The sequence below is a fragment of the Exiguobacterium sp. s150 genome, from assembly GCF_018618435.1.
GTDB lineage: Bacteria > Bacillota > Bacilli > Exiguobacteriales > Exiguobacteriaceae > Exiguobacterium > Exiguobacterium alkaliphilum.
The window spans coordinates 49,204-65,491 of the sequence record NZ_JACSMC010000008.1 but is presented as its reverse complement, the minus strand read 5'-3'; the positions used below and the strand labels follow the sequence as shown (position 1 = coordinate 65,491).

General features: G+C 52.2%; 19 protein-coding genes. 10 read left to right on the top strand and 9 right to left on the bottom strand.

Annotated features, from left to right (window positions below; translation table 11 throughout):
- Nucleotides 1-6: 6 nt before the first annotated feature.
- The 3 genes from KNP76_RS06290 to recX form a co-directional block, all read right to left on the bottom strand.
- Entirely contained in the window at nucleotides 7-1,731 is a 1,725-nt protein-coding gene (locus KNP76_RS06290) for an ABC transporter ATP-binding protein (protein ID WP_034815725.1), read from the bottom strand.
- Between the two features lie 316 nt (nucleotides 1,732-2,047).
- Complete coding sequence (locus KNP76_RS06285; RefSeq protein ID WP_214843561.1) at nucleotides 2,048-3,688, bottom strand: L-lactate permease; 1,641 nt, start codon at nucleotides 3,686-3,688, stop codon at nucleotides 2,048-2,050.
- Nucleotides 3,689-3,739: 51 nt separating this feature from the next.
- Entirely contained in the window at nucleotides 3,740-4,552 is an 813-nt protein-coding gene (recX, locus tag KNP76_RS06280) for a recombination regulator RecX (protein WP_214843560.1), read from the bottom strand.
- A 158-nt stretch (nucleotides 4,553-4,710) separates the two neighbouring features.
- On the opposite strand from recX, the gene KNP76_RS06275 reads away from it, so the two are divergent.
- The 6 genes from KNP76_RS06275 to KNP76_RS06250 all read left to right on the top strand — a co-directional run bounded on the left by KNP76_RS06275 (nucleotide 4,711) and on the right by KNP76_RS06250 (nucleotide 10,282).
- Entirely contained in the window at nucleotides 4,711-5,619 is a 909-nt protein-coding gene (locus KNP76_RS06275) for a TIGR01777 family oxidoreductase (RefSeq protein WP_034805353.1), read from the top strand.
- A gap of 16 nt (nucleotides 5,620-5,635) precedes the next feature.
- Nucleotides 5,636-6,790, top strand: a complete 1,155-nt coding sequence (locus tag KNP76_RS06270; RefSeq protein ID WP_034815729.1) for an amidohydrolase — start codon at nucleotides 5,636-5,638, stop codon at nucleotides 6,788-6,790.
- A gap of 178 nt (nucleotides 6,791-6,968) precedes the next feature.
- Nucleotides 6,969-7,535: a GNAT family N-acetyltransferase gene (locus tag KNP76_RS06265; RefSeq protein WP_034815731.1), complete on the top strand. Its 567-nt coding sequence runs from the start codon at nucleotides 6,969-6,971 to the stop codon at nucleotides 7,533-7,535.
- Nucleotides 7,536-7,703: 168 nt separating this feature from the next.
- On the top strand, nucleotides 7,704-8,393 hold the full coding sequence (locus KNP76_RS06260) for a response regulator transcription factor (protein ID WP_211779896.1): 690 nt from the start codon (nucleotides 7,704-7,706) through the stop codon (nucleotides 8,391-8,393).
- Nucleotides 8,390-9,781, top strand: coding sequence for a sensor histidine kinase (locus KNP76_RS06255; RefSeq protein WP_211779897.1), 1,392 nt, complete (start codon nucleotides 8,390-8,392; stop codon nucleotides 9,779-9,781). The genes KNP76_RS06260 and KNP76_RS06255 overlap by 4 nt, the downstream gene beginning before the upstream one ends.
- Before the next feature lie 222 nt (nucleotides 9,782-10,003).
- Nucleotides 10,004-10,282: a transposase gene (locus KNP76_RS06250; protein WP_369792692.1), complete on the top strand. Its 279-nt coding sequence runs from the start codon at nucleotides 10,004-10,006 to the stop codon at nucleotides 10,280-10,282.
- Here KNP76_RS06250 and KNP76_RS06245 read toward each other — a convergent pair.
- The 3 genes from KNP76_RS06245 to KNP76_RS06235 form a co-directional block, all read right to left on the bottom strand.
- Nucleotides 10,274-10,510, bottom strand: coding sequence for a hypothetical protein (locus KNP76_RS06245; RefSeq protein WP_214843558.1), 237 nt, complete (start codon nucleotides 10,508-10,510; stop codon nucleotides 10,274-10,276). The genes KNP76_RS06250 and KNP76_RS06245 overlap by 9 nt on opposite strands.
- 4 nt (nucleotides 10,511-10,514) lie before the next feature.
- On the bottom strand, nucleotides 10,515-10,685 hold the full coding sequence (locus KNP76_RS06240) for a hypothetical protein (RefSeq protein WP_156028785.1): 171 nt from the start codon (nucleotides 10,683-10,685) through the stop codon (nucleotides 10,515-10,517).
- 244 nt (nucleotides 10,686-10,929) lie between these two features.
- Entirely contained in the window at nucleotides 10,930-11,217 is a 288-nt protein-coding gene (locus KNP76_RS06235; RefSeq protein ID WP_034805344.1) for a hypothetical protein, read from the bottom strand.
- A 122-nt stretch (nucleotides 11,218-11,339) separates the two neighbouring features.
- Here KNP76_RS06235 and KNP76_RS06230 point away from each other — a divergent pair, with 122 nt between their 5' ends.
- Complete coding sequence (locus KNP76_RS06230) at nucleotides 11,340-11,540, top strand: hypothetical protein (RefSeq protein WP_034815739.1); 201 nt, start codon at nucleotides 11,340-11,342, stop codon at nucleotides 11,538-11,540.
- A 30-nt stretch (nucleotides 11,541-11,570) separates the two neighbouring features.
- On the opposite strand, the gene cdd is transcribed toward KNP76_RS06230, so the two are convergent.
- The 3 genes from cdd to KNP76_RS06215 form a co-directional block, all read right to left on the bottom strand.
- Nucleotides 11,571-11,978 (bottom strand): cytidine deaminase, encoded by a 408-nt coding sequence (gene cdd, locus KNP76_RS06225; protein WP_211779899.1) that lies wholly within the window; start codon nucleotides 11,976-11,978, stop codon nucleotides 11,571-11,573.
- Nucleotides 11,979-12,069: 91 nt separating this feature from the next.
- Nucleotides 12,070-13,446 (bottom strand): 23S rRNA (uracil(1939)-C(5))-methyltransferase RlmD, encoded by a 1,377-nt coding sequence (gene rlmD, locus KNP76_RS06220; RefSeq protein ID WP_214843556.1) that lies wholly within the window; start codon nucleotides 13,444-13,446, stop codon nucleotides 12,070-12,072.
- 6 nt (nucleotides 13,447-13,452) lie between these two features.
- Nucleotides 13,453-13,650, bottom strand: coding sequence for a hypothetical protein (locus KNP76_RS06215; protein ID WP_024371614.1), 198 nt, complete (start codon nucleotides 13,648-13,650; stop codon nucleotides 13,453-13,455).
- Between the two features lie 85 nt (nucleotides 13,651-13,735).
- Between KNP76_RS06215 and yfkAB the strand changes: the two genes are divergently transcribed.
- Genes yfkAB through KNP76_RS06200 form a run of 3 tightly spaced genes read left to right on the top strand, consistent with a single transcriptional unit; the run spans nucleotide 13,736 to nucleotide 16,273 of the window.
- A complete protein-coding gene (gene yfkAB / locus KNP76_RS06210; RefSeq protein WP_034805338.1) occupies nucleotides 13,736-14,842 on the top strand; it encodes a radical SAM/CxCxxxxC motif protein YfkAB in 1,107 nt (368 codons plus the stop codon).
- Between the two features lie 52 nt (nucleotides 14,843-14,894).
- Nucleotides 14,895-15,089, top strand: coding sequence for a hypothetical protein (locus KNP76_RS06205; RefSeq protein ID WP_034805335.1), 195 nt, complete (start codon nucleotides 14,895-14,897; stop codon nucleotides 15,087-15,089).
- A 41-nt stretch (nucleotides 15,090-15,130) separates the two neighbouring features.
- On the top strand, nucleotides 15,131-16,273 hold the full coding sequence (locus KNP76_RS06200; RefSeq protein WP_214843554.1) for an MFS transporter: 1,143 nt from the start codon (nucleotides 15,131-15,133) through the stop codon (nucleotides 16,271-16,273).
- Nucleotides 16,274-16,288: the final 15 nt, after the last annotated feature.

Here is a 16,288-nt window from a genome sequence, read left to right as displayed (position 1 = left end):
CCCGGATTACTCCGTCTCCCCTTGTCGAACGTATTGTTCATAATACCAACCGTGTCGTTCCATCAGTTGGTCGTGCGTACCGCGTTCCGTGACGCGGCCGTCTTGTAAGACGAGAATCTGGTCGGCATGGGCCACGGCCGATAGGCGGTGGGCGACGATGAACGTCGTCTGTTCCGACCGGCTCGTCCGGACCGAGTCGATGATTCGTGATTCCGTTTTCGCATCGACTGCAGAGAGCGAGTCGTCGAGTAATAGAATCTCAGGGTCTTTGAGCAAAGCTCGGGCAATCGAGAGACGTTGTTTCTGTCCACCCGACAGCATGACCCCTTGCTCACCGACGACCGTATCGAGTCCGTTCTCTAAATGATTGATATCGGTATCGAACGCCGCAAGGCGAATGGCCGTTTGAAGGTCGTCCTCGGTCGCATCGGCCGCCCCGAACAAGATGTTGTCGCGGACCGTCTTCGAGAACAGCAAGTGTTCTTGCGATACGTAGCCGCTCCAGCCTCGGACTTGTTCGAGCTTGATGTCTGAGATGGGGATGCCGTTGACGAGCAACGCATCGTCAATCGGGTATTCCCGGAGCAGTTGACGCAAGAGCGTCGTCTTCCCGGCCCCGGTCGGCCCGACGATCCCAATCGTCTCTCCGCGTGACACGTGGAGCACGATGTCTTCAAGCGACGCACGGTTTGACCCCGGGTACGTGAACGTGAGCGATTTGAACGTGATCTTCTCAGGAACGGCGACATCCGTCGTCCCCGTCGACTCGACGTCTGGCCGTTCGTTCATCGTCGCTTCAATCCGCTCTAAGCTCGCCGTTCCGCGTTGGACGACGTTAATCAATTCTCCGAACGCATACATCGGCCAGATGAGCATCCCGAGATAAATGTTGAACGAGACGAGTTGACCGAGCGTGATGTCGTTCGTGAAGACGAGATACGTCCCGAACGACAGGCCAATCAAGTAGCTCAGTCCGACGAGTAGTTTGATGACCGGCTCGAACAAGACGTCGATTTTGGCGACGTGCATGTTTTTCGCCATGACGTCGTCGGTGATCGTGTCGAACTTCTTCGTATCCGCCTCTTCTTGGACGAATGAGCGGACGACACGAAGCCCTGAAATCGATTCGACGACTTGGTCGTTCATGACCCCGAACGAATCTTGCGCCGCGGTGAAGCGGGCATGGATTTGGCGCCCGAGCTTGTTCATCGACCAGGCGAGAATCGGCATCGGCAACAGTGCCGCGAGCGTCAGCTTCCAATCGATGAACACGCCCATGATGGTGAGCGCGATGAGCGTCATGTTGAACGAATCGACGAGCGTCATGACGCCGAACCCGGCCGTTCGTTCGACCGCTTTCAAATCGTTCGTCGCGAGCGCCATCAAGTCACCCGTGCGATGCTGCTGATAAAATCGCGGCGTCTGCCGAAGCAAATGCCCGAAGAAGCGCCCCCGCAATTTTTTCTCTAGCAGGAAGGCCGTCCCGAACAAGCGGGCGATCCACAAGTACGACATGACGTACGACAAGACCATGATCCCGAGGAGCGACCCGACGATGAGGATGAGCCGCTCTGTCGTCAAACTCCCTTCCCGAATCGCATCGATCGCCTGACCGATAATCCACGGTGGCAACATGTCGACGACACCCGTGATGATTAACAGAATGATGGCGATGAGATACGTCCGTTTTTGCCGTTTAATAAACCAATCCAATTGTCTAATCAGTTTCATGACTGATTTCCCCCTTCCGCCCTTTCCAAGCACGCAAAAAAGCGCACGTCACCTGATTGTGCAACCAATCGGATGAAGTGCGCTTGACAGTCTTCAGTCTTTTGCATGGTCAGGGAAAGGACACTACCCCTATCCAGCTGCCCGTTTAAGCAGTCAAATACGAGTAGCCATATGATGTTGTGTGTGTGCGTTGTAGTGTTGTGATGTACTTCATCATGCTGGCTCCTCTCGTTTCATAGTTTTAAAATCTACTAAAACCTTAGCAGACTGTTCAGAAAATTGTCAATATTATTTTGTAAAGAAATTGTAATTTATTTTAGTTGATGAAGAACGTCGCCAAAACCACACCGACAATCCCCGTCGCCACGACGTAGTAAATCATCGGCATGAGCGTGTAACGGATGATCGTTCCTTCTTTTCCGAGGAGACCGGCGACCGAAGCAACCGCGACGACGTTCAAGACGCAAATCATGTTACCGGCGTTCGCCCCTGCCATTTGCATCGATAGGGCGAGCGTCTCACTCATGCCGACCGATTCGGCGACACTCGTCGTCAAGCTCGAGAACATCATGTTCGAGAACGTGGCGGACCCGGATACGAACGACCCGAGTGCCCCAATCCACGGCGCGACGAGCGGCCAAACCCCACCGAACGTGTCAGCCGCAGCCGTTGCAAGTTCGACCGGCATGGAACCTAACCCTGCCCCGCCATTCTCCGAGTGGATGAAGATGCGGACCATCGGCACGGACGCCGCGAGGGTGATGAGTGTCCCGCCGATGCCGAGCGTCGTCGATTTAAACACCGACGTCACTTGCGACCAACTCATATTGTGCAAGAAGAACGTCGCGATCATCGTCAAAATGAACATGAACCCTGGCGAGTAGAACGGCTCCCACGATGTCGAGATTCCGACGACCCCTAAGATGTCTGGCAAGTTGATGCGGACACTTCGCGTCAGTTCGTTCAAGAACGGGACAGTCCGCGTCAAGATGAGGAAAATCGTCAAAATCAAGTAAGGGGCCCACGCTTTCCATTGCGGCAGTTCACGCTTGCCTGTCTTGACGGTCGGTTGTTCGAGCGGCTCGTCGAGTTCGTCGACGTATCCGTCAAACGTCCAAACACGCTTCGGCATCAAGATGCCCTTCTTCGCCATCGCAACCAAAATGACGAGACCTGTCAATCCACCGAGCATACCTCCAAATTCAAATCCTAGGACGAGCGTCCATAAATAGGCCGGGATGCTGTAGACGAGCGCTGCGACGAGCGCGATTGGCAACACTTCAAACGCCGGTTTGACCGACTTTTGTTTACTGAAGAACCGCGTCAGCATTAAAATGAGAATGAACGGAATAAACAGACCGACGACCATATCGATGAGCACCGTCTGCAAGACGACGCTCGTCAAAAACTCAATCGCTTCCGGTTGACTCACGTCGAGCGAAAGACCGTTCCCGATTCCGATGAGCGCCGGTGTTCCGACCGCGCCGAACGTGACGGCCGAAACGTCAGCCGACAAGGCAATGACGACGGCCGCAATCGGCGGAAAACCTAACGCGATCAGAAGCGGAGCCGCGACCGTGGCCGGAGTCCCGAAACCGGATGCCCCTTCGATGAAAGAAACGAACAGCCAGCCGACGATGAGTACTTGAATCCGTGGATCCGGCGTAATCGTGACAAACCCGGAGCGGATGGCGTTCATCCCACCGCCCTCTTTCATCGTGTTCATCATTCCAATCGCACCGTAGACGATCCAAGCCGCCGTAATGGCGATGACGAGCCCTTGTAGAACAGCCGCCGTGATTTGTGTGGCGTCGAGTTGCCAGACGAAAAATGCGAGAATTGCTGTTAAAACGAGCGAAAGTGGCATCGCAATCGATGCCGGTAACCGCATAATGACCAGTAAGATGAGCACCGATACAATCGGCATCAGTGCTGTAATCCATTCAAAAATCGTCAATGTAGACCCACCTTTTCAGTTTTTTCCCCTATACCGTAAACCGATGTCCAACTACGATTGTTCCTCAACGAGGCGCTCTAACGCGCGCTCGATGACATCATACGGAAATCCTTTGCGCCGAAGCTGCATCTTCATGCGCTGTTTCCGTTCGAATGCATCATATCCGCTATACTTTCGATTCAACTTTTCGGCTTGTGTCAAACAGGCCGCAAGCTCGACGTCCTCATCCTCGTTTTCCCAAAACGTGTGAATCGCCTCTGAAATAATATCAAACGTGAAACCCCTTTGCATCAGGGTTTGTTGAATTCTTTGTTGCACTTCTGTGGCGGAACGTCGATTTTTTTCCATTTGTTTCCTTTTAACAAACTTTCCGGCCTTTTCGAGCTGATCCTCATGCGTGAGGGAGGCGATCACGTCTTCGATGATCGTTTGGGCAATGCCAAATTGCGCAAGCTCTCGTTTGATTTTCACAGGTCCGCTCGGACTCGTGTTGAACTTCGTCTGCACGTAGGCTTTGGCGAACTCGGCATCGTTCAAGTAACGCTGTTCGATCAAACGGTCCGTAACGCGTTTAATGACCGGTTCGCTTACTTCTTTCTTCATCAAATAGTCATGCACCTCTGAAACGGCACGCATTCGGTACGACAAATAGTTAACGGCCGCTTTGTAAGCCTTTTGCTCCTCTTCGGCTTCGAGTACGTCACGGACGAAGTCATCTTCAAGCTCCATCCCTCTCGTCAATCCATATTTAATGAACACATCGACATCGATCGCAAAGGCAAACTCTTCTTTGCCGTCTTTCTCGACGAAGACGTTCAACCGGTCTTTGTTTTTCTGTTGCGTCGTAAACTTGGCGATTTTCACAAAAACCCTCCTTTTCCTAGTTCTAACATATCACGTTCCCCGCTTAAGGAGGATTTTTGATAAGTTAGAAGAAAGGGTATTCACAATACGAACGACCCACTTTCTTTATGGAACTCATACCCGTTTTGAAATCGCTTCAATATACTGGAGGGAGACTCATGAAAATTGCAATTACCGGCGGGACCGGATTGATCGGCCGTCCGCTCGTCCGCGCCCTTGCTGAGGCCGGCCATCAAGTCGTCGTCCTGACACGCAATCCGCGGCCGCGGCAAGGAGGCATCTCCTTCGTGGAATGGATGACACCGGACAGCCAGCCGGAAACAGCGCTCCAAGACGTCGACGCCTTCATCCATTTGGCCGGCGCCTCGATCAACGACGGGCGTTGGACCCATAAACAAAAACAAGCCATCCTACAAAGTCGACTCGACGGAACGAAAGAGCTTGTGCGCATCATTAAAAATATGAAGCAAAAACCGAGTGTCGTCATCAGCGGCTCGGCCATCGGAATATATGGTGAAGACCGCTCGATCACGTACTCCGAGTCCACACCGCTCCCGGAACGGACAAACTTCTTAGGGAACGTATGCGTGCTTTGGGAAAAAGAAGCCGCCCCAATCGAAGAGATGGGAATCCGGCTCGCATTTATGCGGACAGGTGTCGTCCTATCAAATGACGGCGGCGCGTTCCCGCTCATGAAGTTACCGTACACGTTTGGCGTCGGCGGAAAAATCGGTTCCGGAAAACAGTGGGTCCCGTGGGTTCACCTCGACGACCTCGTTCGTCTATTTGTCCATGTCATCGAGACCCCGGCCATCGCGGGTCCCGTCAACGGAACAGCCCCGACGCCAGTCACGATGGATGAGTTCGGACGAACCATCGCCCGCGTCATGCATCGTCCGCACTGGATTCCCGCACCGGCACCGCTCATGAAACTCGCGCTCGGTGAGAAAAGCGTCATCGTCTTAGAAGGCGCGAAAGTCGTCCCGACGAAAGCGCTCAACCATGGGTTCAAGTTCCGTTATGAGACATTGGAGCCCGCACTGAAACAACTGCTACATTTAACTTGAGGAGGATATACAATACGTGAGTAACTTATTGATTCGTAACGCCCATATTTACCCGATCACCGCTCCCCACTTCTACGGGGACTTGCGCGTCAAAGACGGCAAGATTGTCGAAATGGCCGATCTTCTCGACCCGCTCGAAGATGAGACGGTCATCGAGGCCGAGGGAAACTTCTTATTCCCCGGTTTTATCGATGCCCATACGCACCTCGGACTCTATGACGAAGGAACCGGCTCGGTCGGGAACGATGCGAACGAGACGGTCGAAGCGATGACGCCGCATGCCCGGGCCATCGACGGTGTCTATCCGCTCGACGAAGGGTTTGAAGAAGCACTTCGGGCCGGTGTCACGGCCGTCCAAGTCATGCCCGGTAGCATGAACGTCATCGGCGGCGTGACAAGCGTCATCAAAACACACGGTCGCTTCATCGAAGATATGATTCTCAGGCGGTATGCCGGGCTCAAGATGGCGCTCGGCGAAAACCCGAAGCGCATCCACAGCATGGGCAAGACAGGTGATTTGACGAGGATGGGGATTATGGGGCTTCTGCGCGAGGCGTTCCGGACCGTCGACTCGACGAAGACGATTGGCACGTTCGGCAGCCAGATGATCCAGCTCGCCCTTGACCGAAAGATGCCGGTTCGAGTCCACGCCCATCGCGCCGATGATATTTTATCGGTCGTCCGTTTCGCCGAAGAGTTCGACCTCGACTACCGCATCGAACATTGCACGGAAGGTCATCTCGTCGCCGAAAAGTTGCGTGAGCTTGGGGTGAAGCACGTCACCGTGGGGCCGACGTTCACGCGCAAATCAAAAATCGAGCTTCAAAACAAGACGTGGGAGACGTACCGTATCCTACACGAGCACGGCATGATCGTCTCGATCACGACCGACCACCCGTATACACCGGTCCAATACTTGAACCTTTGTGCCGGACTCGCCGCACGTGAAGGGCTGCCGGTCGATGTCGCGCTACGCGCCATCACGATTCACCCGGCCGAATCGCTCGGTGTCGACGACCGAATCGGCTCGCTCGAAGTCGGGAAAGATGCCGACCTTGTGCTCTGGAGCCACTTCCCGCTCGACTACATGTCGAAGCCGATTATGACGATTGTGAACGGTCAAATTGTGTATGCGACTGAACGCGCGAAAACGCATCATGAGATGGACTAATTTTCATTATTTTTCATAAGCGTTTTTAAGCATAATTTACTTGCTTTTTTAAAAAATCTATATAAAATTATCTTGTAACTTCAAAAAAGCAACCAAGGCGGTTCGAACAGCGAAGCCAGAAGTATGCTTTCGTTACGACTATTCTTCAGCGGTCTGAAATAGGAGGAGGAATGTAAAGGTGCTCAAATTTCGTGAGCTCACCGACTGCGCGGAGTTGTTCGAACTGATGCAACACCCAGATGTCTTTCCGTATGTCCGTCAAAAGACGGTCCACTTTGACGAGTTTTTATTTAGCACGAAGCAAGTAATCGAGCTAGAAGAGCAAGGGAACATCATCTCACGCACCATCACGAACGAGTTCGGGACCCCGATTGGGACAATCAGCTTGTTCGATGTGGAATCCGGCTACGGGTTCCTCGGTACGTGGCTTGGCAAACCGTATCACGGGAAAGGTTACAATCAAGTCGCGAAAGAAGCGTTCTTCTCAGAATTGTTCTTCGAGCTTGATATTGAAAGTGTGTTTTTAAAAATCCGAAAATCGAATGAACGCTCGATCGCCGCGGCCGAAAAGTTGCCGTACGCGTTTTGCGCCAATGAGATTCGTTCGGAGCTGCTTGCTGAAATCAATCAAGGGGACGTCGAGTACGTACTATATGAAGTGTCAAAGTCGAGCTTCCAGCTTTACTTGCACTCGCTCCATGCCCCAGAATTCGAGATTGCCTACGAGGCGCAACTCGAAGCTTAAGCCAATTCTGACAAAGAATTGGCTTTTTTGTGGCGTTTTTGTGTGGATTGCATGAGGACAACTTTACGGCGATGAATATTTCTGTTCTAATTCGGAGAGATAGGTATGATAGAAGTATGAGGGATTTCTCACACGCCCCGTTAACTGTTTTGTAAAGGAGAATGGACCATGTCAGAACCAACGTTTCGAATTTTAGTGACTGATGATGAAGAACAAATGCGGGATTTGCTCGTCTCGAACTTAGAGAAGGAAGGATACAAGACCGTCACGGCGACGAACGGGCTCGAAGCGATCGAGCTGTTGAAAGCACAGTCGTTCCACCTCGTCTTACTCGATGTGATGATGCCTGAACTTGACGGGCTAACGGCGTGCATGCGTATCCGTGAGTTCTCGAACGTGCCGATCATCATGCTCACGGCCCGTTCCGAGGAACTCGACCGCATTCACGGATTGAAGATTGGGGCAGACGACTACATCACAAAGCCGTTCAGCCCACGGGAACTGCTTGCCCGGATTGAAGCGACGCTTCGCCGGACACACAACTTCTCAAAAGAACAAGAAGCGACGTTCGATGTCGGCGTGTTATCGATTGATATCGAAGGACGTGCGGTCAGCGTGAAAGGAAAGACCGTCAACTTGACCCGTAAAGAGTTCGACCTCCTCTACTTGTTCATCACGAACGAAGAGAAAGTCTTCTCTCGCGAACAGCTGCTCGACCAAATTTGGGGAACCGAGTATCACGGGAACCTTCGCACGGTCGACACACACATTAAAACGCTCCGACTGAAGCTCGGCGAAGCCGGCGGCTACATTCAAACGGTCTGGGGGATCGGCTATAAGTTCGAGGCGAACGTATGAAGCAATACACGATCCGGAAGCGGATTTGGATCACCATTTGGACGGCCAGCCTCTTCTCCGCGTTCGTGTTCATCATCATGACGTTTTACTTGTACGACAAGTTCTACATCCAGACGCAAGAAGAACTACTCATCAACCGCGGAGAGAAGCTCGTCACCATCTACAAGGCAGACGGGTTCTCTGACGCGTTCTCTGACAGCATGACCTACACGAACGAATTGACGGAGACGAAAGTGTTCTTATCTTCCGTCAAAGAGGACGGGCTCGGCTCAGGCAAGACGTTTTTGCGCGAACAAGACCTAGCCCGACTCCAGGACGGCTACGCCATCTCGGTCACACGCAAGCATCCGACCGAGGACGTCGATATCCTCATGTCGGCCTTCCCGCTCATTCGTAACGGAGAGCTCGACAACGCGCTCATCCTTTATATGGAGCTGAGTAAAATCAGTGAGCCGTTCCAACCGATTCGGCTCATGATTACGTTTTTACTCCTCCTCATGGTCGTCAATCTGCTCATCTTCGGGACGCAAATCATCGACACCATCATTCAACCACTCATCCAGATGAAACGCGCCTCACAAGTATATGCCAAAGGCGACTTTTCGCACCGCATCCCCATCTACTATGATGACGAGATCGGTGAACTGGCCGAGACGCTCAACCGGATGGCCGAATCGCTCGGGCTCGTCGAAGAGCAGCGAAAAGAGTTTTTGGCGAACGTCAGCCATGAGCTCCGGACCCCGCTGTCTTACATCCGCGGTTACACGGAGATGCTTCAAGACCCATCGCTCGATGAGAAGACGAAAGCACAATATTACGACATCATCGAGAACGAGACGGAACGCTTGCAACGGCTCGTCAACGATTTACTCGACCTCGCCCAACTTGAACGCGACTCGTACCCGATGACGAAAGAGCCGGTCGTCTACTCGCAAGTGCTTGAAGACGTATTGTATCGCTTCGAACCGATTGCACAGGCGAAAGGCGTCGCCATCGAGACGGATCTCGACTTTGACCTCATCATCCTCGGAGACCACGATCGCCTCGAACAAGTCGTCGGGAACTTGCTCGATAATGCGCTAAGGTATACGGAGGCCGGCAAAGCCATCCATGTGAAGACGTTTTCTGAGGAAGGATATGCCATCACCGAGATTCGTGATGAAGGCCGCGGCATCCCGCGGGAAGATCTCGACAAGTTGACGGAACGATTCTATCGCGTCAACAAGTCCCGGACCCGCGAAGACGGTGGCACCGGTCTCGGACTCGCCATCGCCAAACACATCATGGAACGTCACGGAGGCTCGATCCATTTCGCTTCCGAAGTCGGTCAAGGCACGACGGTCACACTTGGCCTGCCACTGCTACCGGATGACGAATTCGACATATAAAAAGGCAGCTGCGGCTGACTATCGGACTGTAGACAAAACATTGTCTGCAGTTTTTTTATTTGTCCGACCGGGCACAGCTCGCTTTTCTGGGGGCAAGCAGGGAGCCGCATCGCTTAATGCTGCTGGGTCTCCCTTTGCTTGCTATTCCCCTAGAGGTCTCGCCGTGCCCTTGGTCGGTCCAAGCATCCATCCCTCTTTTCGTACCCTCGCCCATTTTTTATAATGAGAGGTAGAGAACCCGTCATGGGGGCGAATCGGACGATCAGGAAATCAACAGAATCGGAAACCAATCGAACACGATTGGAGATGGTCACGCCAGACGAGCGCGTGTTCGCGGACGCAAAAGAGAAGCATGACATGCGTTGGACCCGTTACCGGGGACTTGAAAAAGTTTCAATGCAGACGATGCTTACCTTTGCTGCCCTCAATCTCAAGAAGATGGCGGGCAGAGCGCCCTCATTTGTGTGGCCGTCAACAGTGGTTGAGGTTTTTTTACTTTAATTCAAGATGGAAGCTGACTTCGCTCTCGAGATGAGCCTTAATAGCATCTTCACCCTGCAAGATTATCTCATCAGGCATGTTCTCGATTGCAGTCAATAATTCAATTAATTCCAAATCCTCCTCACTTAATTCTTCCTCAGCACTAGCTACACCCATTGGGATGAAAGCTACTGAAAACAGGAGTACTATCGACATTACAAGAGATAAAAGTTTTGACTTTTTGGGCATGATCTCAGTCCTCCTTAGTAGTTTTGACTGCAAACTTAAGTCCAACAACAGCTATAAATACTGCAATGGTGACTATAGTCTTTGTTGTATTGGTCATTCCATCGACAAAGAAATACATAAATGTTACTGCGGCGAGCAACAAAATGTAAATCCACTCTTTAGCTGAATTTTTCATATGTCCAACCTCCTAACAGTTGCCAAATTAACATACTCAATCATAGAACGAAACCCCTAGAAAAATCGTTAAAGGGAAAAGACATGCGTCTTAAATTGGAACTAGGGAAATATATATTTTACGGCGGTTATGAAAAAAGTAGACTTATGAAAGGTAGAGAACCAGTCAACGAAAAAGTCACGTTTCAGTTCGCCTGAAACGTGACTTTGTCTTCAATCTGAAAGGCAGCCGCGGCTACCTTTTTTTATATGTCTTGGCCTTTGAACGTTTCTTCCGATTCGTTCATGAGCCGCTCACGCTCGGCGTGGGTCTGCGGGAAGCCGTTCGCTTGCCATTCGGCCCGGTGGTTCGAGTCGAGCTGGGTGAGTCCCGCCTCGGCCTCGTCCTTATCCGAATCGACACTCTCCATCCGGTCCATCTTGCTCCACGTGTCATCCTCGCGGTCTTGCGTCAGCAGTGCCGCCACTTTCGGCGCCACGAGCGCGGCCCCGGCGACGCCGAGGACGATGCCCATTAACACTTTTTTATCCATGCTACCCCTCCTTAGTCACTATGTACGGATAATTCCACCATTGTTTTAAATCGAAACCATTTCGTGAAGCGTTTACACGAAATCGGAAAGTGGAATAACAGAGAGACAAGGAGGCGAAACGAATGAAAAAAGAAAACCAGCCATCTAAGCGTCGCTTCGACAATCCGGACGCCGTCGATACAGACAAGGACAGCATCTTCGACGAGGAAGGGATGGAGACGGTCGACCCGATTCCAGTCGAAGAATTGAATCAAGAAGTGAAAGACGAGAAGCGTAAGCGCCACTCAAAAGACGACTCGGTTAGCGAGAAAAAATATAACTAACGTAAAAGGATGCGGCTCGGCCGCATCCTTTTACGTTAAATCTTTCGGCGAGAAGCCGTATGGAAGCATCTCTTCTTTCGTCATCACTTTCGTGTCTCCCGCCATATTCGCCAAAATCAACGTGAAGTCGTCACTCGCGAACTCGGCGATGACTTGACGGCAAGCACCGCACGGCGAGATCGGCCCGTCTGTGTCACCGACGACGACGACCGTCTCAATCGTCTTGCTGCCTTCTGACACGGCCTTAAAGATGGCCGTCCGTTCAGCACACATCGACAAACCGTATGAGGCGTTCTCGACGTTACAACCGGAAATCTCTTTCCCCGTCTCATCGATGACGACGGCGCCGACATTGAATTTTGAATAAGGCGTATATGCGCGCGTACGGGCCGCGATCGCCTTTTGGACAAGTTCGTTCACTCGGTCTTGTGGAATCATTGGATGTTCCTCCGCTTCGTTTTCTAAAGGAAGTCTGACATCTGAACTATACAATGAAAACGCTTTCTAATCAAGCGTTTTCATCGACTTGTTAATATTTCTTCTTTTTCTTTTTCTCGAAGACGACGACCGACTCGACGTGCGCCGTCTGCGGGAACATATCGTACGGCTGAACGTAATTCACTTTGTATCCGGCTTTCATGAGTTGGTCCGCGTCACGGGCAAGCGTCTGTGGGTTACATGACACATAGACGAGTCGTTGTGCTTTCGAAGAGATGATCGCGTTCAACAATTGATGGTCGACTCCGGTGCGCGGTGGGTCGACGACGATGACGTCAGGGATCCATCCGTCCTTCACCCAACGCGGAATCCAGTGCTCGGCCCGACCTTCGACATACGTCGCATGGTTGAACCCGTTCTCGCGCATATGGGCATTGGCGTCTTCGACGGCCTCCGGTACGACTTCCATCCCGCGAATCTCTTTGGCGTGCGGCGCGAGCCACAGCCCAATCGACCCGACGCCGGCATACGCGTCGATGACACGTTCTTCGCCCGTCAAAGCGGCCGCCTCGACGACTTCACGATACATGACCTCGGTCTGGGCCGGGTTCAGTTGGAAGAACGCGCGTGGCGACAAGTGGTAATGGACGTCGTCGAGCTGTTCGTCCATCTTCTCTTGGCCGGCGATGTGAATCGTACGATAGCCGAAGATGACGCCCGAACGGTTCGAGTTGATGTTCAAATGGAACGAGACGACGTTCGGCAACCCCATGATGCGATCGCTAAGTTCGTCTAGGTCCGGTACATCTTCGTGCCCGACGACGAGGACGACTTGGACGTCGTTCGTCTTATAGCCCGAGCGGACGACGACAGTCCGGGCAAAGCCAGTATCACGACGCGCGTCGTACACCGGGATGTCGAGCTCGTTCAAGATCCGGACGATGGCGTTGTTGATATTCGTCGTGTCGCGCTGTTGAACCATACAATGTTCAATCGGGACGAGCGTATTCGAGTTCGGTTTATACAGCCCCGACACGATTTCACCACGACGGACACTGAGCGGGAACTGAGATTTGTTTCGGTAATACCAAGGATCTTTCATCCCTTTTGTCGGGCGGATGTCCGATTTGTCGACGTTCAGTTTCGTCTTTTGACGGAACGCGTTGCGAACGATTTCTTCCTTATACTCCATTTGAAGGCGTGGGCTCATATGTTGAATCTGACAGCCCCCACACTCGTCATAGATTGGGCACGGCGGTTTGACACGGTCTTTTGACGCATTGTCGCGCTTGACGACACGGGCCTCGGCATAGTTTCGTTCGACGCGTGTAATCTCGACTTTCGCCTCTTCACCCGGCAACAAGTTCGGAATAAAGACGACCATCCGATTGATGGTCGCAATCCCCTCCCCGTTAATTCCGAGACGTTCGGCGGTGACGCTCTTGTAATCTCCTACGATCAGTTTCAATGTGTTTCATCCTTTCGATCCTTGTTCTAAATCTTTGGCGTAACGTACGACTTTCGCACGTAAGGAATCAATGTCAGCTAACAGGCGATGCAAATCCTCTGGCGTCGTGTGCTCGTCCAACGTATTGACTGACAGACAGAGCAATTCCGTTCTCGATTTCAACACATTCATTTTTCCTGCCGTATCGGTTCGTGATTTACCCATCTCATGATCGCTCCTTTGGTTCGTGACAAAGAGTTGTTATTATAGCATACTATTTCGTGTGACTAGATGAAAAGGTGGAATCAACATGCAAAACATCTCGACAACGTTTGATCCGTGGGAAGCGTATCTCGATCAAACCGAGTTCGGTCGTCTCGTCCTTTCGAACGTGGAAGTGACGACGACCAAACTATGCAACATGCGCTGCGAACACTGTGCCGTCGGCTATATGCTCGACCAGACCGAAACTCCTGAAGTGCCCCTCGAACTGCTCATCTCGCGTCTCGACGAGATTGAACATTTGCGTGCGTTCTCGATTACGGGCGGCGAGCCGATGCTATCAATGAAATCGGTCCGCAACTACGTCGTGCCGCTGCTCAAATATGCCAAGGAACGCGGGGCTAGGACGCAAATCAATTCGAACTTGACGTTGCCGTTGTCTCGCTATCATCTTATTACCCCGTACCTCGACGTTTTGCACATTTCGCACAACTGGGGGACGGATGCCGACTTTTTAGAAGGCGGATTCGCGATGATGGATCGGAAGCCGAGCAAGGCCGCGCGGTTGAAGATGCTCCAGACGATGAAAGACAACGCCCGTGCCCTCACATCAGAAGGCATTATCGTATCGGCCGAGACGATGCTCAACAAACGGACGATTCCTCATCTGAAGGCAATCCATGAGGAAATCGTCTCGCTCGGCTGTCAGCGCATGGAGGTACACCCGATGTACCCCGCCGACTTTGCGAGCGCGCTCGAATCGGCCTCACTCCCGGACATTCGCCAAGCCATCCACGACCTGCTCGACGTGCGGGATGAAAACGTTTGGATGCTGTTCGGTACGTTGCCTTTCTATGCGTGTTCCGACTTACCGGAAGACCGCGCCTTGTTGAAGCGGCTGCATGAAGCGAAAAACGTCACAGTCCGAAACGACCCAGACGGCCGTTCTCGTTTGAACACGAACATCTTTGACGGTGAGATTATCGTCACTGATTTCGGCGATGAACTCGGGTCGCTCGGGACGTTGTATGACACATCATTCCAAGAGGCGTATGAGACGTGGACGAACAGTGCCTTGAACGCGACGTTGTCTTGTCATTGTCCGGCCGTGAAATGTCTCGGTCCGAACGCGCTCGTCAAGCAAGCGTACTATCCAGAAATTGACTTCCAAAAACGTGTCGCCGACCCGTTTTAATTCCTTCGCATCGGGAAATATTTAGTATCTAAACTGAATCGAGGTGTATGAGATGACTGCCATCTATGTATTCATGATCACCGTCATGGCCATCATCATTTTCGGTGGTGTGCTTAGCATCTTATTGACAGCCGCATTCGTTTCAGACAAAGTAGACCGTGATGAAGTTTTCAGTCAAGGCAGTTGGGACGATGAGCTCTTACATTTGAACCATCTCACTCAACCGATTGACGAAACAAAAAGCTGAGAATCTTCTCAGCTTTTTACTATGTAATGACGAGGTGAACTATGCAACGGTTTCGTTTTTCGATTTTATTGCTTATCGTATTTATTTCCGGGTTGATTCAAGGGGCGCTCATCCCGCTGTTATCGACGCTCATCGAACGCGACGGGACCCCTGCATGGTTGAATGGCCTGAACGCCACGATGCTCTATCTCGGTGTCATCGTCTCGGCGCCATTGCTCGAACGGTTCGTCCGCAAGTACGGGTTTCGACCGACCATCGTCTTAGGCATCGTCTTGACGGCGCTCGCGACGTTCTTCTTACCACTTTGGCCAACGCTCCTTGCCTGGGCCGTCATGCGTTTCGTCATCGGTTTTGGTGACTCCGCACTCCATTACGGCTCGCAAGTATGGGTAACGTCCGTGAGCGAAAAACGAAGCCTCGGTCGAGCGATGGCGTACTACGGTATGTCGTTCAGTCTCGGCTTTGCCGTCGGTCCGCTCATCGCACCGCTCGTCGACCTGCATTTCTGGTTGCCGTTCCTCGTCTTGATTTTCTTCTGTCTCGCCTCACTCGTCCCCATCTTTAAAGTCGAGAACGAATTTCCTGAAGCGGAGAAAGTGAAAACAGACTCGACCGGGCGGATTCGGCTTGTGTTGATTGGTGCCGGCTATACGCTGCTCCCTGCCTTTACATACGGGTTTCTCGAGGCGAGCTTGAATGCGAACTTGCCAATCTTCACGGTCCGAAACGACATCGGGCTCGCTCAAACGAGTACGCTGATCACGACGTTCATCGTCGCTTCCATCCTCGTCCAACTCCCGCTCGGTCGTCTTGCCGATCACTTCGGGAAGAAACGCATCTTACAAATCGTGTTGACGCTCGGTACGGTATTGTTTGCGCTCGCGAACTTAGCCGTCGACCATTATGTGTGGCTACTCGTCTTGTTCGCCTTGGCCGGGGCCGGTCTCGGATCGACTTATTCCCTCGGCCTCGCCCATATGACCGAAGTGTTGCCACGCTCGCTGTTACCGACCGGCAACATGCTCTATAGCATCGCGTTCAGCGTCGGTTCGATTAGTGGTCCGATGATTGGTGCGTTTTGGATCAGTTTGCCAAAAGACGTATATTTTCTCATGTATACACTCATCCTCGGGATTCTCGCCGTCAGCCTGTTCACGGCCAAAGCCAAACCGATTGATATGTAAAAAGGGATGGAGCTC

What these genes read in the sequence shown, in the direction of transcription:
- KNP76_RS06235 (WP_034805344.1), bottom strand. Translation starts at nt 11,217, where the DNA reads ATGGATAAAAAAGTGTTAATGGGCATCGTCCTCGGCGTCGCCGGGGCC.
- KNP76_RS06245 (WP_214843558.1), bottom strand. Translation starts at nt 10,510, where the DNA reads ATGCCCAAAAAGTCAAAACTTTTATCTCTTGTAATGTCGATAGTACTC.
- KNP76_RS06205 (WP_034805335.1), top strand. Translation starts at nt 14,895, where the DNA reads ATGACTGCCATCTATGTATTCATGATCACCGTCATGGCCATCATCATT.
- yfkAB (WP_034805338.1), top strand. Translation starts at nt 13,736, where the DNA reads ATGCAAAACATCTCGACAACGTTTGATCCGTGGGAAGCGTATCTCGAT.
- KNP76_RS06240 (WP_156028785.1), bottom strand. Translation starts at nt 10,685, where the DNA reads ATGAAAAATTCAGCTAAAGAGTGGATTTACATTTTGTTGCTCGCCGCA.
- KNP76_RS06230 (WP_034815739.1), top strand. Translation starts at nt 11,340, where the DNA reads ATGAAAAAAGAAAACCAGCCATCTAAGCGTCGCTTCGACAATCCGGAC.
- KNP76_RS06290 (WP_034815725.1), bottom strand. Translation starts at nt 1,731, where the DNA reads ATGAAACTGATTAGACAATTGGATTGGTTTATTAAACGGCAAAAACGG.
- KNP76_RS06260 (WP_211779896.1), top strand. Translation starts at nt 7,704, where the DNA reads ATGTCAGAACCAACGTTTCGAATTTTAGTGACTGATGATGAAGAACAA.
- cdd (WP_211779899.1), bottom strand. Translation starts at nt 11,978, where the DNA reads ATGATTCCACAAGACCGAGTGAACGAACTTGTCCAAAAGGCGATCGCG.
- KNP76_RS06200 (WP_214843554.1), top strand. Translation starts at nt 15,131, where the DNA reads ATGCAACGGTTTCGTTTTTCGATTTTATTGCTTATCGTATTTATTTCC.
- KNP76_RS06215 (WP_024371614.1), bottom strand. Translation starts at nt 13,650, where the DNA reads ATGGGTAAATCACGAACCGATACGGCAGGAAAAATGAATGTGTTGAAA.
- KNP76_RS06250 (WP_369792692.1), top strand. Translation starts at nt 10,004, where the DNA reads ATGAGAGGTAGAGAACCCGTCATGGGGGCGAATCGGACGATCAGGAAA.
- KNP76_RS06275 (WP_034805353.1), top strand. Translation starts at nt 4,711, where the DNA reads ATGAAAATTGCAATTACCGGCGGGACCGGATTGATCGGCCGTCCGCTC.
- KNP76_RS06255 (WP_211779897.1), top strand. Translation starts at nt 8,390, where the DNA reads ATGAAGCAATACACGATCCGGAAGCGGATTTGGATCACCATTTGGACG.